Source organism: Pseudomonas sp. H3_E07, from assembly GCF_054668895.1.
The window spans coordinates 1,079,917-1,104,772 of sequence record NZ_CP162795.1 but is presented as its reverse complement, the minus strand read 5'-3'; the positions used below and the strand labels follow the sequence as shown (position 1 = coordinate 1,104,772).

The window sequence follows — 24,856 nt, the reverse complement described above, 5'->3', positions numbered from 1 at the left end:
TTATTCAGTCTCTGAATGACCAGTCACCTTCAGTCCGCCGAGGGCTTGGGTTGTTCATAGCGGGCATTGAACGCCTGGATGAACCCGTTGCGCAAAATCGCCAAAAATGCGGAAAACGCGCTGACATTTTGCTGGTGCACGCTGCCACTGAGTTCAACGCGGGTGGCAAACTGGTTTTTCGCCTGGTTTTTCAACACGGTTTCGCTGGCGCCGACCACGGCCTCCCAGATCGAGCGGAAGATGTTTTTGTCTTTGTTTTCCACATCCTGTTGCCAATCGAACACTTCTACATCGCGCATCAGCGGTTTGATGTAGCCGGTCAACTGACCTTTTTCCGCCTGGGCTTCGATCACCACGTCGCCGGTGCCGGCCTTGAAGTCGAATTTGCCGTAGGCCGACGCGAAATCATTCATGCGCTTGAGCTGCAAGTCTTTGGCGCGGAAACGGAACTCGAAATTCTCGAAATCACTCAGCGGGTCGAACGTGGCGGTCGCTTCCAGCGGTGCCTGGCCCTGAAGCAGCGCCTTGCCCTCAAAGCGGGCGTCTCGCTTGCCTTTGACGTCGACCACGTTGGTCAGGTTGTAGAAGCTCGCGTTGACGTCCGTGGCGTTGATGTTGACCGGTGGTTTGGAGTTGAAGTTGTGAAAGGCGATCTTGCCGTCTTCGATGCGCACTTCGTCGAGTGTGATGGGCGCCAGCTTGCTCAACTGCTCGCGCCAGTCGGTGCCTTTACCGGTCTGGGACGCCTGCTGGTTGGCGCCGCCGTCGACGAAGTTCACTTCAGGCTGGATAAACAGCACCTTGGCCACCACCGCATGGTCGTACCACAGTGAATGCCAGCTCACCGCCAGGTCGACCAACGGCGCCTTGACGAACGGTACGGGCACTTTACCGTCGACCTTGATGATCTCCAGGCCGTTGATCCGGTAGGCACCGCGCCACAGGGCCAGGTCCACGTCGGTCACCTGGCCACGGTAGTCGCCCATGTTGGCGAGCTTGTCATTCAAGTAGTTACGCACCAGATAGGGCAGGGCGATGCTCAACGCGACCAGTAGCACCAGTATTCCGGCAACGGTCCATAGTGGCCAGCTGTAGCGACGTTTCATGGGGAGGTCCTCTGTCCGTATAGGAGGTGGACTGTTGCGAGGGGCGCAACGTTCCTCCGACTGGACGCTTCGCGGCACGAGGCATACCCTTGTTGCCTTCCTGAAGACTGCCCAATAGGACCCGTCATGAGCCGCATCTTTGCAGACAACGCGCACTCCATCGGTAACACGCCCCTGGTTCAGATCAACCGGATCGCACCGCGTGGCGTGACCATCCTGGCCAAGATCGAAGGGCGTAACCCAGGCTACTCGGTGAAATGCCGCATTGGCGCAAACATGATCTGGGACGCTGAAAGCACCGGCAAACTCAAGCCGGGCATGACCATTGTCGAACCCACCTCCGGCAACACCGGTATTGGCCTGGCGTTTGTCGCTGCGGCCCGTGGCTATAAGTTGCTGCTGACCATGCCGGCCTCCATGAGCATCGAGCGGCGCAAGGTGCTCAAGGCCCTCGGCGCCGAATTGGTGCTGACCGAGCCGGCCAAGGGCATGAAGGGCGCGATCGAAAAAGCCGGCGAAATCGTCGCCAGCGACCCGGCCACTTACTTCATGCCGGCTCAGTTCGAAAACCCGGCCAACCCGGCCATCCATGAGAAAACCACTGGTCCGGAAATCTGGAACGACACCGACGGCGCCGTGGATGTGCTGGTCGCGGGCGTGGGCACTGGCGGCACCATCACCGGTGTTTCACGCTATATCAAGAACATCGCGGGCAAGCCGATCCTGTCGGTGGCCGTCGAGCCGATCGCATCGCCAGTGATCACCCAGGCGCTGGCCGGTGAAGAGATCAAGCCCAGCCCGCACAAGATCCAGGGTATTGGCGCCGGTTTCGTACCGAAGAACCTCGATCTATCGATGGTCGACCGCGTGGAGCTGGTGACCGACGACGAATCCAAGGCCATGGCTCTGCGCCTGATGCAGGAAGAAGGGATTCTGTGCGGTATCTCCTGTGGCGCCGCGATGGCTGTGGCAGTGCGCCTGGCCGAGAAACCGGAGATGCAGGGCAAGACCATCGTGGTGATTCTGCCCGACTCCGGTGAGCGCTACCTGTCGAGCATGCTGTTCAGCGATTTGTTTACCGAGCAAGAAAACCAGGCTTGATTTGAGTCAGCGCCGAACACCCGGGCCTTCTGCATAATGGCCCAACTGTTTATCATGGCCGGCTGCTACGTCTGCTGTTGGCCAGGCGCTTATTTCCAGGAGTTGCTGCATGACCTTTTCTTTGGCCGCCAAGCTGTCGGTGCTGGCGTTGTTTATCGGCAGCACGTTGTATGTGCACCTGCGCGGCAAGGCGCGTTTGCCGATGTTGCGCCAGTTCGTTAACCATTCGGCGCTGTTCGCCCCCTATAACGCCCTGATGTACCTGTTTTCGGCGGTGCCGTCCAAGCCGTACCTGGACCGCAGCAAATTCCCGGAACTGGATGTGCTCAAGGACAACTGGGAAGTGATCCGCGAAGAGGCCATGCACCTGTTCGACGAGGGTTACATCCGCGCGGCCGAAAAGAACAACGACGCCGGTTTCGGCTCGTTCTTCAAGAAGGGCTGGAAGCGTTTCTACCTCAAGTGGTACGACAAACCCCTGCCATCGGCGGAGGCGCTGTGTCCGAAAACCGTGGCGTTGGTGAGCAGCATTCCTAACGTGAAAGGCGCGATGTTCGCGCTGTTGCCGGGCGGCAGCCACCTCAACCCGCACCGCGACCCGTTTGCCGGTTCCCTGCGTTATCACTTGGGCCTGTCCACGCCGAACTCCGACGCCTGTCGTATCTTTGTCGATGGCGAGGAGTACGCCTGGCGCGACGGTGACGACGTGATGTTCGACGAAACCTACGTGCACTGGGTCAAGAACGAGACCGAGCAGACCCGTGTGATTCTGTTCTGTGACATCGAGCGTCCGCTGAGCAACCGCGTGATGACCCGTATCAACCGTTGGGTCAGCAAGCAGTTGGGGCGCGCGACTGCGCCGCAGAACCTGGATGACGAACGTGTGGGCGGGATCAACCAGGCGTATGCCTGGAGCAAGACGTTCAGCGACAAGTTCAGCGGTGTGGTCAAGCAGTGGAAGCGCAAGCATCCGAAGGCTTACCGCATTGCGCGGCCAGTGCTGGCCGTAGTGGTGCTGGTGCTGCTGTGGAAGTGGCTGTTCTGATCGGAGCGCAGTCAAACATGTGGGAGCGGGCTTGCTCGCGAATGCGGTGGATCAGTCGAAACATCTTTGACTGACATACCGCATTCGCGAGCAAGCCCGCTCCCACATTGGTTTGCAGTGTTGCTCAGGACGCGATCAGTTGGCGCAGCACGTAGTGCAGGATGCCCCCCGACTTGAAGTACTCCACTTCATTGAGCGTATCGATCCGGCACAGCACTTCGACCTTCTCGCTACTGCCATCCTCCCGCGTAATCACCAGCGTCAGGTTCATCCGTGGCACGATCTCCACGTCGGTCAGCCCAAGAATGTCGATCTTCTCCTTACCCGTCAGCTTGAGCGACTTGCGGTTCTGATCCAGCTTGAACTGCAACGGCAGCACACCCATGCCCACTAGGTTGGAGCGGTGAATCCGCTCGAAACTCTCGGCGATCACCGCCTTGACGCCCAGCAGGTTGGTACCCTTGGCCGCCCAGTCACGGCTTGAGCCGGTGCCATATTCCTGGCCGGCCACCACCACCAGCGGCGTGCCTGAGGCCTGGTATTTCATCGAGGCGTCGTAGATTGGCATTTTCTCGCCGGTGGGGATGTACAGCGTATTGCCGCCTTCCTCACCGCCGAGCATCTCATTGCGGATACGGATGTTGGCAAAAGTGCCGCGCATCATCACTTCATGGTTGCCCCGGCGTGAACCGTAGGAGTTGAAGTCGCGCGGTTCCACGCCTTGTTCGCGCAGGTAGCGGCCGGCGGGGCTGTCGGTCTTGATGTTGCCGGCCGGGGAGATGTGGTCGGTGGTGACCGAGTCTCCCAGCAACGCCAGCACATTCGCGCCTTTGACGTCCTTGATCACCGGCAGAGGCCCGGCAATGTCGTCGAAGAACGGCGGGTGCTGGATGTAGGTGGAGTCTTTCTGCCACACGTAGGTCGCAGCTTGTGGCACTTCAATCGCTTGCCACTGCTCGTCACCGGCAAACACTTCAGCGTATTCCTTGTGGAACATGCCTGTCGTGACTTGAGCAACGGCGTCGGCGATTTCCTGGCTGGTGGGCCAGATGTCCTTGAGGTACACCGGATGACCGTGCTGATCGTTGCCCAACGGTTCGCTGCTGATATCGATGCGCACGGTGCCCGCCAAGGCGTAGGCCACTACCAGCGGCGGCGACGCCAGCCAGTTGGTTTTCACCAGCGGGTGCACGCGGCCTTCAAAGTTGCGGTTACCCGACAGCACCGAAGCCACGGCAAGATCGGCCTTCTGGATGGCTTTCTCGATCGGCTCGGGCAGCGGACCCGAGTTACCGATGCAGGTGGTGCAGCCGTAACCCACCAGGTCGAAGCCCAGCTTGTCCAGGTACTCGGTAAGGCCCGCTGCCTTGTAGTAGTCGGTGACCACTTTGGAGCCTGGGGCCAGGGAGGTTTTAACCCAAGGTTTGCGCGTCAGGCCCTTTTCCACGGCCTTTTTCGCCAGCAGCCCGGCCGCCATCATCACGCTGGGGTTGGAGGTGTTGGTGCAGGAGGTGATTGCAGCGATCACCACCGCGCCGTTTTTCAGGCGATAGGTCTGGCCGTCGTATTCATAGTCGGTTTCGCCCACCAGGTCGGCATTGCCCACGGCAACCCCGCCGCCGCCTTCGCTTTCCAGGCGGCCCTCTTCCTTGTTGGTGGGTTTGAATTGCAGGTCGAGGAAGTCGCTGAAGGCCTGCCCGACATTCGGCAGGGCGACACGGTCCTGCGGGCGTTTTGGTCCGGCCAGGCTGGCTTCGACGCTGCCCATGTCCAGGGCCAGGCTGTCGGTGAACACCGGCTCCTGGCCGGCGTTACGCCACAGGCCTTGGGCCTTGGTGTAAGCCTCGACCAGCTTGACGGTTTCGGTTGGACGGCCGGAAAGGCGCAAGTAGTCCAGCGTCACCTCGTCCACCGGGAAAAAGCCGCAGGTGGCGCCATATTCCGGGGCCATGTTGGCGATGGTGGCGCGGTCGGCCAAGGGCAGGTCGGCCAGGCCGTCGCCATAGAATTCGACGAATTTACCCACGACGCCTTTTTTGCGCAGCATCTGGGTCACGGTCAGCACCAAGTCAGTGGCGGTGATGCCTTCCTTCAATTTGCCCGTGAGCTTGAAGCCGATCACTTCCGGGATCAGCATCGACACCGGTTGGCCAAGCATCGCCGCTTCTGCCTCGATCCCGCCCACGCCCCAGCCGAGTACGCCGAGGCCGTTGATCATGGTGGTGTGGGAATCGGTGCCGACCAGGGTGTCCGGGAAGGCGTAGGTGCGGCCGTCCTCGTCTTTGGTCCAGACCGTGCGGCCGAGGTATTCGAGGTTGACCTGGTGGCAAATGCCCGTGCCCGGTGGCACCACGCTGAAGTTGTCAAAGGCGCTCTGGCCCCAGCGCAGGAAGGCGTAGCGTTCGCCGTTGCGCTGCATTTCGATGTCGACGTTCTGCTCGAAAGCGCCGGTGGTGCCAAACTTGTCGACCATCACCGAGTGGTCAATCACCAGGTCTACGGGGGACAGCGGGTTGATGCGCTGCGGGTCGCCCCCGGCCTTGGCCACGGCGGCGCGCATGGCGGCCAGGTCGACCACGGCGGGTACGCCGGTAAAGTCTTGCATCAATACGCGGGCGGGGCGGTACTGGATCTCACGGTCGGACTGGCGTTCCTTGAGCCAGGCGGCAATGGCCTTGAGGTCGGCGCCGGTGACAGTCTTGTTGTCTTCCCAGCGCAGCAGGTTTTCCAGCAGCACCTTGAGTGACATCGGCAGCTTGTCCAGGTCACCCAGGCTCTTGGCGGCTTCGGGCAGGCTGAAGTAGTGGTAGGTTTTACTGTCTATTTCAAGGGTCTTAAGGGTTCTCAGGCTATCAAGCGATGACATGACACGACTCCTTATGGTCCGCACGGCTACGGACCTGACGGGACGAACAGAGCTATCAACTTAGCCCTGTTTTCATTAGCAGGCTAATAACTGGACTCTATCGTTAAGTCCAAGGTTCCGAACTCGGCTATCATGCGCGCGTTTTCATGACAGGACTTGCGCTACAGCAAGCCCAGTTGCCAGGAGATTCAATGAACACCCTTTTTATGCACTGCCGCCCGGGTTTTGAAGGCGAAGTCTGTTCCGAGATCGCGGAGCACGCCGCGCGCCTGAACGTTTCCGGCTACGCCAAGGCCAAGACCGGCAGCGCCTGCGCCGAATTTGTCTGCACCGAAGAAGACGGCGCCCAGCGCCTGATGCACGGCCAGCGTTTTGCCGAGCTGATCTTTCCACGGCAGTGGGCGCGCGGAGTGTTCATCGACCTGCCGGAAACCGACCGTATCAGCGTGATCCTCGCCCACCTGCGCGAATTCCCGGTGTGTGGCAGCCTGTGGCTGGAGATGGTCGACACCAACGACGGCAAGGAACTGTCGAACTTCTGCAAAAAATTCGAAGTGCACCTGCGCAAAGCCCTGTTGAACGCCGGCAAACTGGTGGACGACCCGAGCAAACCGCGCCTGCTGCTGACCTTCAAGAGCGGCCGCGAAGTGTTCATGGGCCTGGCCGAATCGAACAACTCGGCGATGTGGCCGATGGGCATCCCACGCCTCAAGTTCCCCCGTGAAGCGCCGAGCCGTTCCACCCTCAAGCTGGAAGAGGCCTGGCACCACTTCATCCCCCGCGACCAGTGGGACGAGCGTCTGCACGGCGACATGACCGGTGTCGACCTCGGCGCAGCGCCCGGCGGTTGGACCTGGCAACTGGTAAACCGCGGCATGCTGGTGACGGCCATCGACAACGGGCCGATGGCTGAAAGCCTGATGGACACTGGTCTGGTGCAGCATTTGATGGCCGACGGTTTTACCTTCGTCCCCAAGCAGCCGGTGGACTGGATGGTCTGCGATATCGTCGAAAAGCCGGCGCGTAACGCGGCCTTGCTCGAAACCTGGATCGGCGAGGGGTATTGCCGCGAGGCGGTGGTGAACCTGAAGCTGCCGATGAAACAGCGCTACGCCGAGGTGAAGCGCCTGCTGGAGCGTATCGAAGACGGCTTCAAGGCACGCGGCATCCGCGTGGAGATCGGCTGCAAGCAGCTGTACCACGACCGTGAGGAAGTGACCTGCCATTTGCGTCGGTTGGTGGATGTGAAGAAAACCAAGGCCCGCTGAGCCCTTGAGGTGATCACAGGGCCCATGGGGGAGCGAGCTTGCTCGCGAAAGCGGTATAACTGTCGAAATTTATGGTGAATGTGCCCGCGTCTTCGCGCTCCCACAGGAGATCGGGTTAGTTTCAGGAGTGAAGTATGAGTCATGCAGAAGAACTGCCCGTCGACGGCACCTTGGACGCCACCGGCCTCAACTGCCCGGAGCCGGTGATGATGCTGCACCAGCACATCCGCGACCTGCCACCAGGCGGTTTGCTCAAGGTGATCGCGACCGACCCGTCCACGCGCCGCGATATCCCCAAGTTCTGCGTGTTCCTTGACCACGAGCTGGTGGATCAACAGGAGCAGGCCGGTACATACCTGTACTGGATCCGCAAAAAAGCCGACTGATCACACGATCGATTCAGCCCCGTGCTTTATCGGCGCGAATGCGCCGGCGTGCGCTGCGCGCCAGGCGCACCAGCAACATTCCTGCCGCACAGCTCAGGCCCACGATCAGCCCTTGCCATAAGCCGCTTGGGCCGCTTGGCTCGCCCAGCCAGTTTGTCAGCCCCAGGGCATAACCCACCGGCAGGCCTACGCCCCAATAGGCGAACAAGGTCAGTACCATGGTCACGCGTGTGTCCTGGTAGCCGCGCAGTGCACCGGCCGCCGTGACTTGGATCGAGTCGCTGAACTGGAACAGTGCCGAGAACACGATCAGCATCGAAGCCAAGTGAATGACGACCGGGTCTGGTGTGTAGATCGCCGCGATCTGCTCGCGAAACAGCAGCATCAGGCTGCAGGACAGGCAGGCGTAGGCCAGCGCCGTGCCCATGCCGACGCCAGCCGCAAAGCGCGCTTCACGCGGTTCGCCACGCCCGAGGGCCTGGCCGACCCGCACGGTGACGGCCATGCTCAGGGAGTAGGGGATCATGAACACCAGCGAGCTGACGTTCAGCGCGATCTGATGGCCTGAGACCACGGTGGCGCCCAGGCTGCCAATCAGCAGGGCAATCACCGCGAAGATGCTCGATTCGGCAAAGATCGCGATGCCGATGGGCAGGCCGATGCTCAATACACGCTTGATCACCGCCCATTGCGGCCAGTCGAAACGCTTGAACAGTTCGCTGCTCTGGTAAGCCGGGCCCCAGCGGGTCCAGACGGCCAGGCCGAGCATCATCACCCACATCGCAATGGCTGTGGCCCAGCCGCAACCGACGCCGCCCATGGCCGGCACACCCAGGTGGCCGTAGATGAAGATGTAGTTCAGCGGGATATTCAATGCCAGGCCACACAGGCCCATCACCATGCTCGGCCGCGTGCGGCCCAGGCCGTCACTGAAACAGCGCAGCACGTAATACAGCGCAATGGCCGGCATGCCAGCGGCGATGCCGTGCAAGTAGCCCATTGAGGGCTCGATCAGGTCCGGCTCCACGTTCATCACATGCAGGATCGGTTCGGCGCACAGCAGCAACAGCGATGCAGTGATGCCGACCACCACTGCCAGCCACAAGGATTGACGCACCAGCGGCCCGATCTCACTGAACTGGCCGGCCCCGTAGCGCTGCGCGACTTTGGGCGTGGTGGCCAGTAGCGTGCCGGTCATCAGCAGGTACACCGGGATCCAGATCGAGTTGCCCAGGCCCACGGCCGCCAGGTCCTGAGGGCTGACGCGCCCGGCCATCACCGCATCGACAAAGCTCATCGCGGTCGTCGCCAGTTGGCCGATCATGATCGGCAAGGCGAGCGTCAACAGGCCGCGCACTTCCCGGCTGATGCGGGCGGGACGGGTGAGGGTGGCGGTAGCAGTGTTCACGTACAGGTGTCCAATAGAAGGAAGCGCAAGGACGGCGGATTCTACGCATTGACGCATCGGTCAGGAAAAAACCTGTGTTAGCGATTTGTAAGCGAGGGCTGCGATCCCTGTACACTGCGGGTCCGCCAAAGGAGCCTGCCATGCTGATTGTTGCCGACGAAAATATTCCGCTGCTCGATGCATTCTTCCAGGGATTTGGCGAGATTCGCCGCGTCCCCGGCCGTTCCATCGACCGCGCCACGGTCGAGCAGGCCGACGTGCTGCTGGTGCGCTCGGTGACCAACGTCAACCGCGCCCTGCTGGAGGGGACGAAGGTGCGCTTCGTCGGCACCTGCACCATCGGCACCGACCACTTGGACCTCGATTACTTCAAGCAGGCTGGCATCCAGTGGTCCAGTGCCCCCGGCTGCAACGCCCGTGGCGTGGTGGACTATGTGCTGGGCAGCCTGATGACCCTGGCTGAAATCGAAGGCGCCGACCTCAATCACCGCACCTATGGCGTGGTTGGCGCCGGTGAAGTCGGCGGACGGCTGGTCAAGGTGCTCAAAGGGCTGGGTTGGAACGTGCTGGTCTGCGACCCGCCACGGCAGATCGCCGAGGACGGCGATTACGTCAGCCTGGACCAGATCATCGAGCAATGCGATGTGATCAGCCTGCACACCCCGCTGACCAAATCCGGCAACGGTTCCACTTGGCATTTGTTCGATCGTCAGCGGCTCAACCAGCTCAAGCCCGGCACTTGGCTGATCAATGCCAGCCGTGGCCCGGTGGTGGACAACGCCGCCCTGCGCGAGGTGTTGCTGGCGCGCGAAGACCTGCAAGCGGTGCTGGATGTGTGGGAGGGCGAGCCTGAAGTGGACGTGGACCTGGCGGACCTCTGCGTGCTGGCCACGCCGCACATCGCTGGCTACAGCCTGGACGGCAAGCAACGCGGCACTGCGCAGATTTATCAAGCGTTCTGCACGCACCTGGGTCAGGAGCCCGGCATCCAGTTGAGTGATTTGCTGCCGCAGCCTTGGTTGGCCGAGGTGCAGTTGAATGCGTCCACTGACCCGGCCTGGGCGCTGGCGACCCTGTGCCGCAGCGTGTACGACCCGCGTCGCGATGATGCGGATTTCCGGCGTAGCCTGGTAGGAACGGTGGAAGAACAGCGCAAGGCGTTTGACCTGCTGCGCAAAAACTACCCTGAGCGCCGTGAGATTGATGGCTTGAGGGTGAGCATCAACGGTGAGTCGGCCGCGTTGTCGAATATCGTCAGCGCATTGGGCGCCGCGGGCGTTTAGACCCCGATAAAAAAACCGGCCACCTGGGCCGGGTTTGAAAGAGCGTCGGCGCTTCAGCCTTGCCGGGCAGGCTTAACCAGTCGCTGTTCCAGTTCGCTGCACGCTTGCTGGATCATCTCTTCGGTAATCTGCACTTCGCGGCCTTGGGCGTCGATATACGAGCAAGGCAATTGCTGCGGCTGGCGGATCACTTCAATCTTGGCATCGCTGCTATTTTGCAAGGTCATGGCCTGTCTCCTCATCAGGTGTGTACCTACTCTGCTTATTACTCTAAGCCGCCCGCGTGACCAGGCTGTTACAACTCCCTGTCGGGTCAGCGGTTCGAACACCCAGTCCACCAGAAACCGCTATAAATTTCCAGCTGGGGGTTAGACCGATAGCCTCTAGGGCTCAGCATCGGCGGGCATAATTAACCTGACTCATTGTTATTTACCCAAGTTCCCCCAATGTTGTGAGGTAGACACTTATCTCCCCTGCGCAGGTGATGCCCTCCATGTTCTCAGTCCGTCAACGCCGTGCGATTCGCCTGGCCAGCCGCTTCATTGCGCCCTACCGCTGGCACGCGCTCGGCGCGCTGTTGGCGCTTATCGTCACCGCCGGTATTACCTTGTCGATGGGGCAGGGCATCCGATTGCTCGTGGACCAGGGTTTCATGACCCAGTCGCCGCACCTGCTCAACCAGTCCATCGGCCTGTTCATGATGCTGGTGCTGGGGTTGGCAGTGGGTACGTTTGCGCGGTTTTACCTGGTCTCGTGGATCGGCGAGCGGGTGGTGGCGGACATCCGTCGGCAAGTGTTCAACCACCTGATTTATCTGCATCCGGGCTTTTACGAGAACAATCGCAGTTCGGAGATCCAGTCGCGGCTGACCACTGACACCACGTTGCTGCAATCGGTAATCGGCTCGTCTTTATCGTTGTTCCTGCGTAATGCCTTGATGGTCATCGGTGGCATCGTGTTGCTGTTTGTCACCAACCCCAAGCTCACCAGCATCGTGGTGGTGGCACTGCCACTGGTGCTGGCGCCGATCCTGATCTTCGGCCGACGTGTACGCAGCCTGTCGCGCCAAAGCCAGGACCGCATCGCCGACGTGGGCAGCTATGTGTCCGAGACCCTCGGCCAGATCAAAACCGTGCAGGCCTACAACCACCAGGTGCAGGACGAACAGCGTTTCGCCGTGACCGTGGAAGAGGCCTTCACCACCGCGCGCAAACGCATCGCCCAGCGCGCCTGGTTGATTACCCTGGTGATCATGCTGGTGCTCGGCGCCGTCGGGGTGATGCTGTGGGTCGGTGGCATGGATGTGATCAACGGGCGCATTTCCGGCGGTGAGCTGGCGGCGTTTGTGTTCTATAGCCTGATCGTCGGCAGCGCGGTCGGCACCCTGAGCGAAGTGCTCGGCGAGTTGCAGCGCGCCGCTGGTGCCGCCGAGCGCATTGGCGAGTTGTTGCAGTCGAGCAACGAAATCCAGGCGCCCGCCACCGGCACCGTCCAATTGCCGGAGCGGGTCAGCGGGCGCATGGCGTTGCAAGACCTGCGGTTTTCCTATCCCTCACGTCCCGACAGCTATGCCATCGACGGCCTGAACCTGACCATCAACCCCGGTGAAACCCTGGCCCTGGTCGGCCCGTCCGGCGCGGGCAAATCGACGATTTTTGATCTGTTGCTGCGCTTCTACGACCCCCAGCAAGGCCGCATCCTGCTGGAGGGCCACCCGCTGACCGAACTCGACCCCATGGACCTGCGCCGTCACTTCGCCTTGGTGTCCCAGAGCCCGGCGTTGTTTTTCGGCAGCGTCGAAGAGAACATCCGCTACGGCAACCCGACGGCCACCACCGAGCAGGTCGAGGCCGCCGCGCGCATTGCCCACGCCCATGACTTCATCCTGCAAATGCCCGACGGCTACCAGACCCACCTGGGCGATGGCGGCATGGGCCTCTCCGGCGGCCAACGCCAACGCTTGGCCATCGCTCGGGCGCTGCTGGTGGACGCGCCGATTCTGCTGCTGGACGAGGCCACCAGCGCCCTCGATGCCCAGAGCGAACACCTGATCCAGCAGGCCTTGCCGCAATTGATGCAAGGGCGTACCACGCTGGTGATCGCCCATCGACTGGCCACGGTGAAGAACGCCGACCGCATTGCGGTGATGGACCAGGGCAAGCTGGTGGCGGTAGGCACGCATCAGCAGTTGATTGCGAGCAATCCGCTGTATGCGCGGTTGGCAGCGTTGCAGTTCAGTGATGGGGTGGAGGAAAGCGCCTCGCACTAAATCTCACCCCAAAAAAAATGCCCGCATTGAGAAATGCGGGCATTTTTATATGGCGCGCAGCTTCAAACTTGCTGTTTAAAGCTGCCTTTATTACTGATCGTCAAAATACCGCTCATGCCAATCCACCAGCGGCTGTGGTGAGTTGAGCTTCTGGCCGTAGATCACCGAATAAGACAGCACGTTCTGCACATACTGGCGGGTTTCGTCGAACGGGATGCTTTCCACCCACACGTCAAAACTCAGGTGATCCGCGCCGCGCAGCCATTGGCGCACGCGGCCGGGGCCGGCGTTGTAGGCGGCGGAGGCGAGCACACGGTTACCGTTGAACTGGCTGTGCACCTGGCTCAGGTAGGCGGCGCCGAGCTGGATGTTTTTGTCCGGGTCCAGCACTTGGGCGGGGGAGGCCAGGGGGATGCTGAACTTGCGTGCGGTTTCCTTGGCGGTACCGGGCATCAGTTGCATCAGGCCGCTGGCGCCGACGCCAGAGCGGGCGTCATCCATGAAGGCGCTTTCCTGACGGGTAATCGCGAACACCCAGCTGGAGTGCAGGCCGCGCACCTTGGCTTCGCGCACCAGGGTGTCGCGGTGCGCCATCGGGAAGCGGATGTCCAAGTCATCCCAGTACTGCGCCTGGCTGATGGTGCGGATCGCCGGGAAGTACCATTTCATGTCGTAGGCCAGCTTGGCCTGGGCAACCATCTCGTCGCGGTTGAAGTGACGGCTCACGTGGTACCACTCACGGCGGCCATCCACCACCTGGCCACGTGCGTAGAACTCCAGGGCACGACGTACGCCCGGGGTGTTACGCACCTTGCTGACCAGTGCCTGGCTCATGAGCAGCGGTTTGTTCTTCAGCTGGTACGGGGCCTTGGAGCGATCCGCCGCCAGGAACCCGTAGAAATCGCGTTCTTGCGCCAAGTGTTTGTACAGGACCAGCGCTTGCGGGTTCTTCGGCTCGGCCAATTCCAGACTGCGGGCCTGCCAGTAGCGCCAGCGGTTGGTGGTGGCCAGGTCCTGGGGAAGCTTGCGGGTCAACTGGTAGGCGTCTTCCCAGCGCGCCAGGCGCAGCAGCAGGCGCAGGCGCCACTCGGAGACGGTGTTGTCGCGCAGTTCGGGATCGTACTTGGTCATCACCTCAAGGGCGCGCGGGTCATAGCGCTTGGCCAGAGTGAGACCGATTTCGCGGGCGATCGACACTTTTTCGTCACGGGAGAAGTGCATGCTGCTGGCGTAGCCGTCGAGCAAGGCCATGGCCTTGTCGGGATCCTGGCGTGCCAGGCGGCGCAGGCCCAGGCCCACGGCGTCAGACATGGCCTCAGTAGCCGGCAGGAAGCGTGAAGGGTCGCTGAGCATGTCGGGCTTCTGCGCCACGTCCACCATCAAGCGGCCTTGGGCGCCGAGGGTGGGCAGGGTTTTCACCAGGCTGTTGGCCAGCGCGTAGTTGCGCGCTTCGGCGGCGAGTTTGGCGCGATCCCAGATCTTCTGTTCAGTGAGTTGGCCGTCAGCCGCCCACTGCCCGAAGGTGACATCGCAGGCCGCCGGTTGGGACTTGCCGGTCATCCACAGTTTTTCGGCGGTCTTGTAGCCTTCCGCTTTCAGGTTGTGGGTGAGCTGGAACTGGCCATGCAGGCAGTCGAGTTCGACGAAATTGAGCTTGGCGTCGTAGTACTTTTCAAAGGTCTGCCAGTCGCCACGCTCGGCCAACCAGCGCAACCAGCGCAGCTTCATCCAATTGGCCTGGGGCAGGTCGCCGTTTTTGGCGAGGAACTGCTCGATTTCCTGGTTGCTCGCGGTTTTCAGGCGTGCCGTCAGTTCGTCATAGGCCAGGTACGGTGTCAGCGGGTAGTCGGCCAGGGCTTGGCTGTATTGCATGTAAGGCCCGGTATCGCCCTTGGCCAAGGCGCGTTTGGCTTCATCGTAATATTGACGTTGGGTGGTGAGGTCCACGGCCTGTGCGGATTGAACGGCGGTGGCGGAAAGAAGCAGACAAGATAAAAAGTTGAAAAGGCGGCTGCGCATGAGACGTCCGTGCAGAGAAATCACGACTAGCATCGGCACCGCCGACACTGATTGCCCCTAGCTTAGCCTTTTGCCCAACGCAGACGAAAGCTTTGCCGGGCGGTTCGTTCAAGTTCGTTGGAAATGTCCTACAGAACGTGTCGGTAGCGAAAATGCCAGCCGCATCCCACCCCTAACTCAGGTAGAATGCGCGCCCAGTTTTTGGAGAAGCGTATGACCCTGCTCAAATTCAGCGATGTGTCCCTTGCTTTCGGCGCTATGCCGTTGTTGGACAAGGTGTCCTGGCAGATCGCCCGTGGTGAGCGGGTGTGCATCATCGGCCGCAACGGCACCGGCAAATCCAGCATGATGAAGCTGGTCAAAGGCGACCAGAAGCCCGATGACGGCTCCGTATGGCGCGCGCCGGGCCTCAAGATCGGCGAATTGCCGCAAGAATTGCCGGTGGCCGACGGACGGACAGTGTTCGACGTGGTTGCCGAAGGCCTCGATGGCGTCGGCGCGCTGCTCGCCGAATACCATCACCTGGCACAGAACTGTGTCACCGAAGACGACCTGAACAAGCTGATGCACGTCCAGCAAGACCTCGAAGCCCGTGATGGCTGGCGCTTGCAGCAACTGGTCGACAGCACCTTGAGCCGCCTGCAACTGCCGGCCGACAAGACCCTCGCCGAGTTGTCCGGTGGCTGGCGTCGTCGTGTGCTGCTGGCCCAGGCCCTGGTGTCCGAGCCGGACCTGTTGCTGCTCGATGAACCTACCAACCACCTGGACATCGGCGCGATTGCCTGGCTGGAGGAAGCCCTCAAGGAGTTCCAGGGCGCTGTGCTGTTCATCACGCACGACCGTTCCTTCCTGCAGAACCTGGCGACCCGCATCCTTGAGTTGGACCGTGGTGGTCTGATCGACTGGAACGGCGACTACGCCAGCTTCCTGGTACACAAGGAAGCCGCGCTGGCCGCCGAAGAAACCGCCAACGCGCTGTTCGACAAGAAGCTGGCCCAGGAAGAAGTCTGGATCCGTCAAGGCATCAAGGCCCGCCGCACCCGTAACGAAGGTCGCGTACGTGCCCTGAAAGCCCTGCGGGTCGAGCGCAGCGAACGTCGCGAGCGCACCGGCAAGGCCAATATCCAGCTGGACACCGCCGACAAGTCGGGTAAGCAGGTGATGGTGCTGGAGAACGTCAGCTTCCATCACCCGGACGGCCCGTTCCTGATCAAGGACTTCTCCATGGTCCTGCAGCGCGGCGACCGTATCGGCCTGCTGGGCGCCAACGGCACCGGCAAGACCACTTTGCTCAAGCTGATGCTCAGCGGTCTGCAGCCGACCAGCGGCACCGTGGAAGAGGGTACGCGCATCGACGTGGCTTACTTCGACCAGTTGCGCCACCAGTTGGACCTGGAAAAAACCGTGATCGATAACGTCGCCGAAGGTCGCGACTTCATCGATATCGACGGCCAGAGCCGCCACGTCCTAAGCTACTTGGGTGACTTCCTGTTCAGCCCGCAGCGCGCCCGTACACCGGTGAAAGCCTTGTCCGGGGGGGAGCGTGCGCGCCTGCTGCTGGCCAAGCTGTTCAGTAAGCCGGCCAACCTGCTGGTCCTCGACGAACCGACCAACGACCTCGACGTGGAAACCCTCGAGCTGTTGGAAGAAGTGCTGCTGACCTTCAACGGCACTGTGCTGATGGTCAGCCACGACCGGGCATTCCTCGACAACGTGGTCACCAGCACCCTGGTCTTCGAAGGCGAAGGCAAGGTGCGTGAATACGTCGGTGGTTACCAGGACTGGCTGCGTCAGGGCGGCTCGCCGCGTCTGCTGGGCGTGACCGAGAGCAAGTCCGGCAAAGCTGACCTGAATTCGGCGGTGGTGGCGCCGGTGGCGGCTGCTACGCCGGTTGTGGAGTCGGCGCCGGTTGGCAAGAAGAAGCTCAGCTACAAGCTGCAGCGTGAGCTGGAAGCCTTGCCGGGTGATATCGACGCCAAGGAACAGCAGATTGCCGCGGTAGAAGCGGAGATGGCTGACGCGGGTTTCTACCTGCGTCCGGCGGCGGAAACTGCCAAGGTGATTGCTTCCCTGGAGAAACTGAATCAGGAGTTGGAAGTGCTGGTTGAGCGTTGGGCCGAGCTGGATGCCTGAGTGATCTGCACGTAATAAAAAAACCCGGTGTTCATTTTCATGAGCACCGGGTTTTTTATATGAAATACAGTTGAAAATGTGCTTAAGAGGATTTCACCAGCTTCACGGCCAGCACATCACACGGCGCGCCATGCAATACATCATTGGCAGTGGAGCCCAGCAATAACGCCAGGCCATGCCGGCCATGGCTGCCCACCACGATCAGGTCGCAGTTTTGTTCCTTGGCCAGATGGTGGATTTCCTGGCGCGGTTGGCCGTAAGTGAGGTGGGAGTTTTCCTTGGTCACTTCGGGGTATTTGAGAATCAACCGGTCCAGGCGCTCTTTGGCCTGATCGAACTGTTGTTGCTGCAACTGGGAAAGGTCCATGGGCACGTCACCCCCAAAGGCCATGGCCATTGGTTCGACGATATGCACCAGCGACAGTTTGGCACCGCTGGCGATCGCGAAGGCGCGGGCGCGCTTGATGACTGGATCGCACTCTTCGGTCAGGTCGACAGCGACCAGAATATGTTCGTAGGACATGGGGCGTTCCTCCAGGGGACTGCAATAAGTTCAGTATGGCTGCTTTCAAGCGGATGGGGTTGCGTCAGATCAAATCCGCTCATCTAGAAATTCGGGAGTACACATATGACGGTCTGGATAGTGGTGTCAATCCTTGTGGTGGTTCTGAGCCCTCTGGCATGGCTGCGCCCGTCGCGCCATCAGAGCGGGCGCATGGCCCTGCGCATGGAAGCACGCCGTATCGGCCTGGCCATGCAGTTGGCGCCCCAGGAGTGGCCCCATTGGCTCAAGCAGGAGCCGCCGAGCCCCTGTGCGCAGTACTGCCGGCCACGGCGCGGGAGCACGCCGGCCATCTGGAGTTACTGGCAGTTGGAGCCGGGTGTGTGGGTCAATCAGTGGCGTGAAGTGTGTGTCGATGAGAAGTTGTTGCCGCATTTTGCAAAGCTGCCGACCAACGTCTACAAGGTCGAGGCCGACAAGCAGATGATTGCGTTGTATTGGGGCGAGAAGGGCGAGGCGAGTGTGTTGAAAGATATCGATGTGTTGCTCAAGGCGCTTGCCTAAAAGCCAGGCAATAAAAAGCCCGACATCATCATCGGGCTGGAGTTGGCCAGGCAGGCCGGTAAATCTGTGTTTCCCGCGTCGGATGTTCATCCAGGCGCGTCAGGGTTGTCGCTAGCCTAGCGGTATATCCCGTTCTGTACAGCCTTTTCCCAGATCTTTTCTATTATTGATTTCGTGAATAGTTGAATATTGACGAATCACGGGCTTATGGTCGGGGTTCTGAAATGACTGGAAAGTCGCGTTTTTCCTAGCCTTTCGAGCGATTGACAATTGCCCGGAATTGGATGAAGGTGGCGTACCCAAATCAAACGGGCGTATGAATTGAGCGTTTGTCTGTCAGACGACTCATACAGAATCCCGACTATCGCATTGGCGGGTGTGCCTGGCGGATTGGCGTGAACATTGGCGAATTCATCAATGTCCAGCCAGAGGCCAGCGTCCAATGTGTACTGTTCAGCTTCCATATCGTGGAGATCAGTTGATGATTTACGAAGGTAAAGCCATCACGGTTAAGGCTCTTGAAAGTGGCATCGTCGAACTGAAATTCGACCTCAAGGGTGAGTCCGTCAACAAGTTCAACCGTCTAACCCTGAATGAATTGCGTCAGGCCGTAGACACCATCAAAGCTGATGCTTCGGTCAAGGGCGTGATCGTCTCCAGCGGCAAGGACGTGTTCATCGTCGGCGCTGACATCACCGAATTCGTCGACAACTTCAAGCTGCCCGATGCCGAGCTGGTGGCTGGCAACCTCGAAGCCAACAAGATCTTCAGCGATTTTGAAGACCTCAACGTACCGACCGTCGCCGCGATCAACGGCATCGCGTTGGGCGGTGGCCTGGAAATGTGCCTGGCGGCGGACTTCCGCGTCATGTCGGCCACTGCCAAGATCGGCCTGCCTGAAGTCAAACTGGGCATCTACCCAGGTTTCGGCGGCACCGTACGCCTGCCGCGCCTGATCGGTGCCGACAACGCTATCGAATGGATCGCCGCCGGTAAGGAAAACAAGGCTGAAGACGCCCTGAAAGTCGGTGCTGTCGACGCTGTAGTTGCCCCGGATAAACTGGCCGAAGCCGCACTGAACCTGATCAAGGGCGCCATCAGCGGCGAATTTGACTACAAGGCCAAGCGTCAGCCGAAGCTGGAAAAACTCAAGCTCAACGCCATCGAACAAATGATGTCGTTCGAAACCGCCAAAGGTTTCGTGGCTGGACAGGCCGGCCCGAACTACCCGGCGCCGGTTGAAGCGATCAAGACCATCCAGAAAGCCGCGAACTTCGGTCGCGACAAAGCCCTGGAAGTGGAAGCGGCTGGCTTCGTCAAACTGGCGAAAACCTCTGCAGCCCAGAGCCTGATCGGCCTGTTCCTGAACGATCAGGAACTGAAGAAAAAGGCCAAGGCCTACGACGAAATCGCCAAGGACGTGAAACAGGCTGCCGTACTCGGCGCCGGTATCATGGGCGGCGGTATCGCTTACCAGTCGGCGTCCAAAGGCACGCCGATCCTGATGAAAGACATCAACGAGCACGGGATCGAGCAAGGCCTGGCGGAAGCCGCCAAGCTGCTGGTCGGTCGCGTGGACAAAGGTCGCATGACCGCCGCGAAAATGGCTGAAGTGCTCAACGGCATTCGTCCTACGCTGTCCTACGGCGATTTCGGTCATGTCGACCTGGTGGTCGAAGCGGTTGTCGAGAACCCTAAGGTCAAGCAAGCCGTACTGGCTGAAGTGGAAGCCCAGGTCAAAGACGACACCATCCTGGCTTCCAACACCTCGACCATTTCCATCTCGCTGCTGGCCAAGGCCCTCAAGCGTCCGGAAAACTTCGTCGGCATGCACTTCTTCAACCCGGTGCACATGATGCCGCTGGTGGAAGTGATCCGTGGCGAGAAGTCCAGCGAGCTGGCCGTTGCCACCACCGTTGCCTACGCCAAGAAAATGGGCAAGAACCCGATCGTGGTCAATGACTGCCCGGGCTTCCTGGTCAATCGCGTGCTGTTCCCGTACTTCGGCGGTTTCGCCAAGCTGGTCAGCGCTGGTGTGGACTTCGTGCGCATCGACAAAGTCATGGAAAAATTCGGCTGGCCAATGGGCCCGGCGTACCTGATGGACGTGGTCGGCATCGACACCGGCCACCACGGTCGCGACGTCATGGCTGAAGGCTTCCCGGATCGTATGAAAGACGACCGCCGCTCGGCGATCGACGCGCTGTACGAGGCCAAGCGCCTGGGCCAGAAGAACGGCAAGGGCTTCTACGCCTACGAGGCTGACAAGAAGGGCAAGCAGAAGAAAGTGGCCGATCCGTCGGTGCACGAAGTGCTCGCTCCGGTCATCTACGAACAGCGTGAGGTGTCCGACGAGGACATCATCAACTGGATGATGATCGCCCTGTGCCTGGAAACCGTGCGTTGCCTGGAAGACGGCATCGTCGAGACCGCCGCCGAAGCCGATATGGGCCTGGTGTACGGTATTGGTTTCCCTCCATTCCGTGGTGGTGCACTGCGTTACATCGACTCGATCGGTGTGGCTGAGTTCGTTGCCCTGGCTGACAAATACGCTGATTTGGGCCCGCTGTACCACCCGACCGCGAAGCTGCGTGAAATGGCCAAGAACGGCCAGAGCTTCTTCGGTTAAGCGCCCAGACGACTAGAGCGAGAATATTTATGAGCTTGAATCCAAGAGACGTGGTGATTGTCGACTTCGGTCGCACACCGATGGGCCGCTCCAAGGGCGGCATGCACCGCAACACCCGTGCCGAAGACATGTCGGCACACTTGATCAGCAAAGTGCTGGAGCGCAACACCAAGGTCGACCCGAACGAAGTCGAGGACGTGATCTGGGGCTGCGTCAACCAGACCCTGGAGCAGGGCTGGAACATCGCGCGCATGGCGTCGCTGATGACCCAGATCCCGCACACTGCCGCGGGCCAGACCGTGAGCCGTCTGTGCGGTTCGTCGATGAGCGCGCTGCACACCGCCGCCCAGGCGATCATGACCGGCAACGGTGATGTGTTCGTGGTAGGTGGTGTGGAGCACATGGGCCACGTCAGCATGATGCACGGCGTCGATCCTAACCCGCACATGTCGCTGTACGCGGCGAAAGCCTCGGGCATGATGGGCCTTACCGCGGAAATGCTTGGCAAAATGCACGGCATTACCCGCGAAGCCCAGGACGCGTTCGGCTTGCGTTCCCACCAGCTCGCCCACAAGGCGACCCTGGAAGGCAAGTTCAAGGATGAAATCATCCCGATGAACGGTTATGACGAGAACGGTTTCCTGAAACTGTTCGACTACGACGAAACCATTCGTCCGGATACCACCCTGGAAAGCCTGGCGGCCCTCAAGCCAGCGTTCAATCCAAAGGGCGGCACCGTGACAGCCGGTACTTCGTCGCAAATCACCGACGGTGCTTCGTGCATGATCGTGATGTCGGCGCAGCGTGCCCAGGACTTGGGTATCCAACCGCTGGCCGTGATCCGTTCGATGGCCGTGGCGGGTGTGGACCCGGCAATCATGGGCTATGGTCCAGTACCGGCCACACAAAAAGCCTTGAAGCGCGCGGGCCTGACCATCAACGACATCGACTTCTTCGAGCTCAACGAAGCTTTCGCCGCACAGGCCCTGCCGGTGCTGAAAGATTTGAAAGTACTCGACAAGATGAATGAGAAGGTTAACCTGCACGGCGGCGCGATTGCCCTGGGCCACCCATTTGGTTGCTCCGGTGCACGTATCTCCGGCACTTTGCTTAACGTGATGAAGCAAAATGGCGGCAACCTCGGGGTAGCCACCATGTGCATTGGTCTCGGCCAAGGCATTTCCACCGTCTTCGAACGCGTCTAAGCGTTGGGTTGACGGAAGCCGGGGCCCAGTGCCCCGGTTTTTGTTTTTGGGTGGTTTTGTATTTTTTTTTTAACAAATTTTGTAAGAGGGCCAGAGCATGAAAGTCGAACCAGGGCTCTACCAGCATTATAAAGGTCCGCAGTACCGTGTTTTCAGTGTGGCGCGCCACTCCGAGACCGAAGAAGAAGTGGTGTTCTACCAAGCACTGTATGGCGATTACGGCTTTTGGGTGCGTCCTTTGAGCATGTTCCTGGAGACCGTCGAAGTTGACGGCGAGCAGGTCCCGCGCTTTGCTTTGGTCCAGGCCGAACCCAGTCTTTTTTCAGGGCAATAACGGCGGGTCGCGCAGAATGCTGCGCTTGACCTCACCTTGTTGCCACTATATATAGCGTTGCCGCGACAGGCGCCAACTGCCTTTCACTTCTCGAATTCAGGAATTTTCCGATCCATGGGCAAATCGCTGGTCATTGTGGAATCCCCGGCTAAGGCCAAGACCATCAACAAGTACTTGGGCAACGAGTACGTGGTGAAGTCGAGTATCGGCCATATCCGAGACCTGCCCACCAGCGGTTCGGCTAGCGCCAGTAAGGAGCCAGCCGCCAAGCGCGGCAAGGCGGCTGCGGGCGAAGGTCCGGTGCTCACCCCTAAAGAGAAAGCGCGCAAGCAGCTGGTCTCGCGCATGGGTGTGGACCCGGATCATGGCTGGAAGGCCAAGTACGAAATCCTTCCAGGCAAGGAAAAGGTCATCGAAGAGCTGCGCCGGCTCGCCAAGGATGCCGACACCATCTATCTCGCAACGGACTTGGACCGCGAAGGGGAAGCCATTGCCTGGCACCTGCGGGAAGCCATCGGCGGCGACGACAGCCGCTACAAGCGTGTGGTGTTCAACGAAATCACCAAGAAGGCCATCCAAGAGGCCTTCTCCAAACCCGGCGAACTGGACATCGACCGCGTCAACGCCCAACAGGCCCGTCGTTTCCTCGACCGCGTCGTGGGTTACATGGTCTCGCCACTGCTGTGGGCCAAGATCGCCCGTGGGCTGTCCGCCGGCCGTGTGCAATCGGTTGCGGTGAAGCTGGTGGTGGAGCGTGAGCGCGAAATCCGTGCGTTCATCCCCGAAGAGTACTGGGAAGTCCACGCCGATCTGGGCACTGCCAAGGGCGCCAACGTGCGCTTTGAAGTGGCCCGCGAGAAAGGCGAGGCCTTCAAGCCGCTGAACGAAGCCCAGGCCATGGCGGCGCTGGAAAAGCTCAAGTCTTCCAGTTACAGCATCGTCAAGCGTGAGGACAAGCCGACCAGCAGCAAGCCATCGGCACCGTTCATCACCTCCACCCTGCAACAGGCCGCGAGCAACCGCCTGGGCTTTGGGGTGAAGAAAACCATGATGATGGCCCAGCGCTTGTACGAAGCCGGCTACATCACTTACATGCGTACCGACTCCACCAACCTGTCGGTGGACGCGGTCGCGATGGCGCGTACTTATATTGAAGAAGAGTTCGGCAAGAAGTACCTGCCCGAGAAACCGAACGTCTACAGCAGCAAGGAAGGCGCACAAGAGGCTCACGAAGCGATCCGTCCTTCCGACGCCAATACCACGCCTGCCAAGCTGAGCGGCATGGAGCGCGACGCTGAGCGCCTCTACGAGCTGATCTGGCGCCAGTTCCTGGCCTGCCAGATGCTGCCGGCGCAATACCTGTCCACCACCGTCACGGTGGCGGCTTCTGACTTCGAGCTGCGTGCCAAGGGCCGTATCCTCAAGTTCGACGGCTATACCCGTGTGATGCCGCAAATTGCCAAGCCTGGCGATGACGATGTGCTGCCGGACATGGCCCAGGGCGATACGCTGAAGCTGATCACGCTCGACCCGTCCCAGCACTTCACCAAGCCGCCGGCGCGTTATTCGGAAGCCAGCCTGGTGAAAGAGATGGAAAAACGCGGTATCGGTCGTCCTTCGACCTACGCGGCGATCATCTCCACCATTCAGGACCGTGGCTACGTTGCGCTGCACAACCGTCGTTTCTATTCGGAAAAGATGGGCGACATCGTCACCGAACGCCTGTCGGAAAGCTTCTCCAACCTGATGGACTACGGCTTCACCGCCGGCATGGAAGAGAACCTCGATGACGTGGCCCAGGGCGAACGCGACTGGAAAAACGTGCTGGACGAGTTCTACGGCGACTTCAAGAAAAAACTCGAAGTAGCTGAAAGCCCTGAAAGCGGTATGCGCGCCAATCAGCCGGTGATGACTGACATCCCGTGCCAGACCTGCGGCCGCCCGATGCAGATTCGTACGGCGTCCACCGGCGTGTTCCTCGGTTGCTCGGGCTACAGCCTGCCGCCGAAAGAGCGCTGCAAGGCCACCGTCAACCTGGTGCCGGGTGACGAAATCGCTGCCGATGACGAGGGGGAATCCGAGTCGCTGGTACTGCGTGGCAAGCACCGTTGCCCAATCTGCAGCACGGCGATGGACGCCTACCTGCTGGATGAAAAGCATAAGCTGCATATCTGCGGTAACAACCCGGATTGCAACGGCTACGAGATTGAAGAGGGCACCTATCGCATCAAAGGCTACGAAGGTCCGAGCCTGGAATGCGACAAGTGTGGCAGCGAGATGCAGCTCAAGACTGGCCGTTTCGGCAAGTTCTTCGGCTGCACCAACCCGACGTGCAAGAACACCCGCAAACTGCTGAAAAGCGGTGACGCGGCGCCGCCGAAGATGGACCCGGTGAAGATGCCTGAACTCAAGTGTGAGAAGGTCAACGACACCTACATCCTGCGTGACGGCGCTTCGGGGCTGTTCCTGGCTGCCAGCCAGTTCCCGAAAAACCGCGAGACCCGTGCACCGCTGGTGCTGGAGATCGTGCCGCACAAGGACGAGATCGATCCGAAGTACCACTTCCTGTGTGAAGCGCCGAAGAAGGATCCGGATGGTCGCCCAGCCGTGATCCGTTACAGCCGCAAGACCAAGGAGCAGTACGTGCAGACCGAAGTGGACGGCAAGCCTACTGGCTGGAAAGCGTTCTACGACGGCGGCAAGTGGAAGGTCGAGGACAAGCGCCAGGGCGCTTGACC

General features: G+C 60.4%; 18 protein-coding genes. 12 read left to right on the top strand and 6 right to left on the bottom strand.

Translation table 11 applies throughout. The annotated features are described in order from the left end of the window. Window positions 1-29: 29 nt before the first annotated feature. On the bottom strand, window positions 30-1,106 hold the full coding sequence (locus tag AB4O08_RS04980) for a DUF748 domain-containing protein (RefSeq protein WP_010212099.1): 1,077 nt from the start codon (window positions 1,104-1,106) through the stop codon (window positions 30-32). Window positions 1,107-1,232: 126 nt separating this feature from the next. On the opposite strand from AB4O08_RS04980, the gene cysK reads away from it, so the two are divergent. Continuing rightward, window positions 1,233-2,207 carry a cysteine synthase A gene (cysK, locus tag AB4O08_RS04975; RefSeq protein ID WP_044286832.1) on the top strand — a complete coding sequence of 325 codons (975 nt, stop codon included), beginning with the start codon at window positions 1,233-1,235 and terminating at the stop codon, window positions 2,205-2,207. 109 nt (window positions 2,208-2,316) lie between these two features. Continuing rightward, window positions 2,317-3,252, top strand: a complete 936-nt coding sequence (locus tag AB4O08_RS04970; RefSeq protein WP_047541514.1) for an aspartyl/asparaginyl beta-hydroxylase domain-containing protein — start codon at window positions 2,317-2,319, stop codon at window positions 3,250-3,252. 124 nt (window positions 3,253-3,376) lie between these two features. Here AB4O08_RS04970 and acnA read toward each other — a convergent pair whose 3' ends face one another. Beyond that, complete coding sequence (acnA, locus tag AB4O08_RS04965; RefSeq protein ID WP_460114732.1) at window positions 3,377-6,118, bottom strand: aconitate hydratase AcnA; 2,742 nt, start codon at window positions 6,116-6,118, stop codon at window positions 3,377-3,379. A gap of 191 nt (window positions 6,119-6,309) precedes the next feature. On the opposite strand from acnA, the gene rlmM reads away from it, so the two are divergent. Then, complete coding sequence (gene rlmM / locus AB4O08_RS04960; RefSeq protein WP_021490997.1) at window positions 6,310-7,386, top strand: 23S rRNA (cytidine(2498)-2'-O)-methyltransferase RlmM; 1,077 nt, start codon at window positions 6,310-6,312, stop codon at window positions 7,384-7,386. A gap of 134 nt (window positions 7,387-7,520) precedes the next feature. Then, complete coding sequence (tusA, locus tag AB4O08_RS04955; RefSeq protein WP_010212093.1) at window positions 7,521-7,772, top strand: sulfurtransferase TusA; 252 nt, start codon at window positions 7,521-7,523, stop codon at window positions 7,770-7,772. A 13-nt stretch (window positions 7,773-7,785) separates the two neighbouring features. On the opposite strand, the gene AB4O08_RS04950 is transcribed toward tusA, so the two are convergent. Continuing rightward, complete coding sequence (locus AB4O08_RS04950; protein WP_021490996.1) at window positions 7,786-9,180, bottom strand: MATE family efflux transporter; 1,395 nt, start codon at window positions 9,178-9,180, stop codon at window positions 7,786-7,788. A 140-nt stretch (window positions 9,181-9,320) separates the two neighbouring features. On the opposite strand from AB4O08_RS04950, the gene pdxB reads away from it, so the two are divergent. Continuing rightward, on the top strand, window positions 9,321-10,463 hold the full coding sequence (gene pdxB / locus AB4O08_RS04945; protein ID WP_021490995.1) for a 4-phosphoerythronate dehydrogenase PdxB: 1,143 nt from the start codon (window positions 9,321-9,323) through the stop codon (window positions 10,461-10,463). A gap of 53 nt (window positions 10,464-10,516) precedes the next feature. Here the strand turns inward: pdxB and AB4O08_RS04940 are convergent, their stop codons facing one another. Next, entirely contained in the window at window positions 10,517-10,690 is a 174-nt protein-coding gene (locus tag AB4O08_RS04940) for a PA1571 family protein (protein WP_010212086.1), read from the bottom strand. Between the two features lie 257 nt (window positions 10,691-10,947). Between AB4O08_RS04940 and AB4O08_RS04935 the strand changes: the two genes are divergently transcribed. Further along, on the top strand, window positions 10,948-12,732 hold the full coding sequence (locus tag AB4O08_RS04935; protein ID WP_162098515.1) for an ABC transporter transmembrane domain-containing protein: 1,785 nt from the start codon (window positions 10,948-10,950) through the stop codon (window positions 12,730-12,732). 90 nt (window positions 12,733-12,822) lie between these two features. Here AB4O08_RS04935 and AB4O08_RS04930 read toward each other — a convergent pair whose 3' ends face one another. Further along, window positions 12,823-14,751 carry a transglycosylase SLT domain-containing protein gene (locus tag AB4O08_RS04930; RefSeq protein ID WP_021490993.1) on the bottom strand — a complete coding sequence of 643 codons (1,929 nt, stop codon included), beginning with the start codon at window positions 14,749-14,751 and terminating at the stop codon, window positions 12,823-12,825. 213 nt (window positions 14,752-14,964) lie between these two features. Between AB4O08_RS04930 and AB4O08_RS04925 the strand changes: the two genes are divergently transcribed. Then, window positions 14,965-16,884 (top strand): ATP-binding cassette domain-containing protein, encoded by a 1,920-nt coding sequence (locus AB4O08_RS04925; RefSeq protein WP_010212078.1) that lies wholly within the window; start codon window positions 14,965-14,967, stop codon window positions 16,882-16,884. An 82-nt stretch (window positions 16,885-16,966) separates the two neighbouring features. On the opposite strand, the gene AB4O08_RS04920 is transcribed toward AB4O08_RS04925, so the two are convergent. Beyond that, window positions 16,967-17,407: a universal stress protein gene (locus AB4O08_RS04920; RefSeq protein ID WP_010212077.1), complete on the bottom strand. Its 441-nt coding sequence runs from the start codon at window positions 17,405-17,407 to the stop codon at window positions 16,967-16,969. A gap of 105 nt (window positions 17,408-17,512) precedes the next feature. Here AB4O08_RS04920 and AB4O08_RS04915 point away from each other — a divergent pair, with 105 nt between their 5' ends. The 5 genes from AB4O08_RS04915 (at window position 17,513) to topA (ending at window position 24,854) form a co-directional block, all read left to right on the top strand. Then, entirely contained in the window at window positions 17,513-17,950 is a 438-nt protein-coding gene (locus AB4O08_RS04915) for a hypothetical protein (protein WP_010212076.1), read from the top strand. Window positions 17,951-18,431: 481 nt separating this feature from the next. Continuing rightward, window positions 18,432-20,579 carry a fatty acid oxidation complex subunit alpha FadB gene (gene fadB, locus AB4O08_RS04910; protein ID WP_005786151.1) on the top strand — a complete coding sequence of 716 codons (2,148 nt, stop codon included), beginning with the start codon at window positions 18,432-18,434 and terminating at the stop codon, window positions 20,577-20,579. A 29-nt stretch (window positions 20,580-20,608) separates the two neighbouring features. Further along, window positions 20,609-21,784, top strand: a complete 1,176-nt coding sequence (gene fadA / locus AB4O08_RS04905; protein WP_021490991.1) for an acetyl-CoA C-acyltransferase FadA — start codon at window positions 20,609-20,611, stop codon at window positions 21,782-21,784. Window positions 21,785-21,881: 97 nt separating this feature from the next. Further along, window positions 21,882-22,118, top strand: coding sequence for a DUF1653 domain-containing protein (locus AB4O08_RS04900; protein WP_010212074.1), 237 nt, complete (start codon window positions 21,882-21,884; stop codon window positions 22,116-22,118). Window positions 22,119-22,232: 114 nt separating this feature from the next. Beyond that, entirely contained in the window at window positions 22,233-24,854 is a 2,622-nt protein-coding gene (topA, locus tag AB4O08_RS04895) for a type I DNA topoisomerase (protein WP_010212072.1), read from the top strand. The last annotated feature ends 2 nt before the right edge of the window (window positions 24,855-24,856 follow it).

Excerpts from the sequence above, each read along its gene's own strand:
- AB4O08_RS04980 (WP_010212099.1), bottom strand. The coding sequence starts at position 1,106 with ATGAAACGTCGCTACAGCTGGCCACTATGGACCGTTGCCGGAATACTG.
- cysK (WP_044286832.1), top strand. The coding sequence starts at position 1,233 with ATGAGCCGCATCTTTGCAGACAACGCGCACTCCATCGGTAACACGCCC.
- AB4O08_RS04970 (WP_047541514.1), top strand. The coding sequence starts at position 2,317 with ATGACCTTTTCTTTGGCCGCCAAGCTGTCGGTGCTGGCGTTGTTTATC.
- acnA (WP_460114732.1), bottom strand. The coding sequence starts at position 6,118 with ATGTCATCGCTTGATAGCCTGAGAACCCTTAAGACCCTTGAAATAGAC.
- rlmM (WP_021490997.1), top strand. The coding sequence starts at position 6,310 with ATGAACACCCTTTTTATGCACTGCCGCCCGGGTTTTGAAGGCGAAGTC.
- tusA (WP_010212093.1), top strand. The coding sequence starts at position 7,521 with ATGAGTCATGCAGAAGAACTGCCCGTCGACGGCACCTTGGACGCCACC.
- pdxB (WP_021490995.1), top strand. The coding sequence starts at position 9,321 with ATGCTGATTGTTGCCGACGAAAATATTCCGCTGCTCGATGCATTCTTC.
- AB4O08_RS04940 (WP_010212086.1), bottom strand. The coding sequence starts at position 10,690 with ATGACCTTGCAAAATAGCAGCGATGCCAAGATTGAAGTGATCCGCCAG.
- AB4O08_RS04935 (WP_162098515.1), top strand. The coding sequence starts at position 10,948 with ATGCCCTCCATGTTCTCAGTCCGTCAACGCCGTGCGATTCGCCTGGCC.
- AB4O08_RS04930 (WP_021490993.1), bottom strand. The coding sequence starts at position 14,751 with ATGCGCAGCCGCCTTTTCAACTTTTTATCTTGTCTGCTTCTTTCCGCC.
- AB4O08_RS04925 (WP_010212078.1), top strand. The coding sequence starts at position 14,965 with ATGACCCTGCTCAAATTCAGCGATGTGTCCCTTGCTTTCGGCGCTATG.
- AB4O08_RS04920 (WP_010212077.1), bottom strand. The coding sequence starts at position 17,407 with ATGTCCTACGAACATATTCTGGTCGCTGTCGACCTGACCGAAGAGTGC.
- AB4O08_RS04915 (WP_010212076.1), top strand. The coding sequence starts at position 17,513 with ATGACGGTCTGGATAGTGGTGTCAATCCTTGTGGTGGTTCTGAGCCCT.
- fadB (WP_005786151.1), top strand. The coding sequence starts at position 18,432 with ATGATTTACGAAGGTAAAGCCATCACGGTTAAGGCTCTTGAAAGTGGC.
- fadA (WP_021490991.1), top strand. The coding sequence starts at position 20,609 with ATGAGCTTGAATCCAAGAGACGTGGTGATTGTCGACTTCGGTCGCACA.
- AB4O08_RS04900 (WP_010212074.1), top strand. The coding sequence starts at position 21,882 with ATGAAAGTCGAACCAGGGCTCTACCAGCATTATAAAGGTCCGCAGTAC.
- topA (WP_010212072.1), top strand. The coding sequence starts at position 22,233 with ATGGGCAAATCGCTGGTCATTGTGGAATCCCCGGCTAAGGCCAAGACC.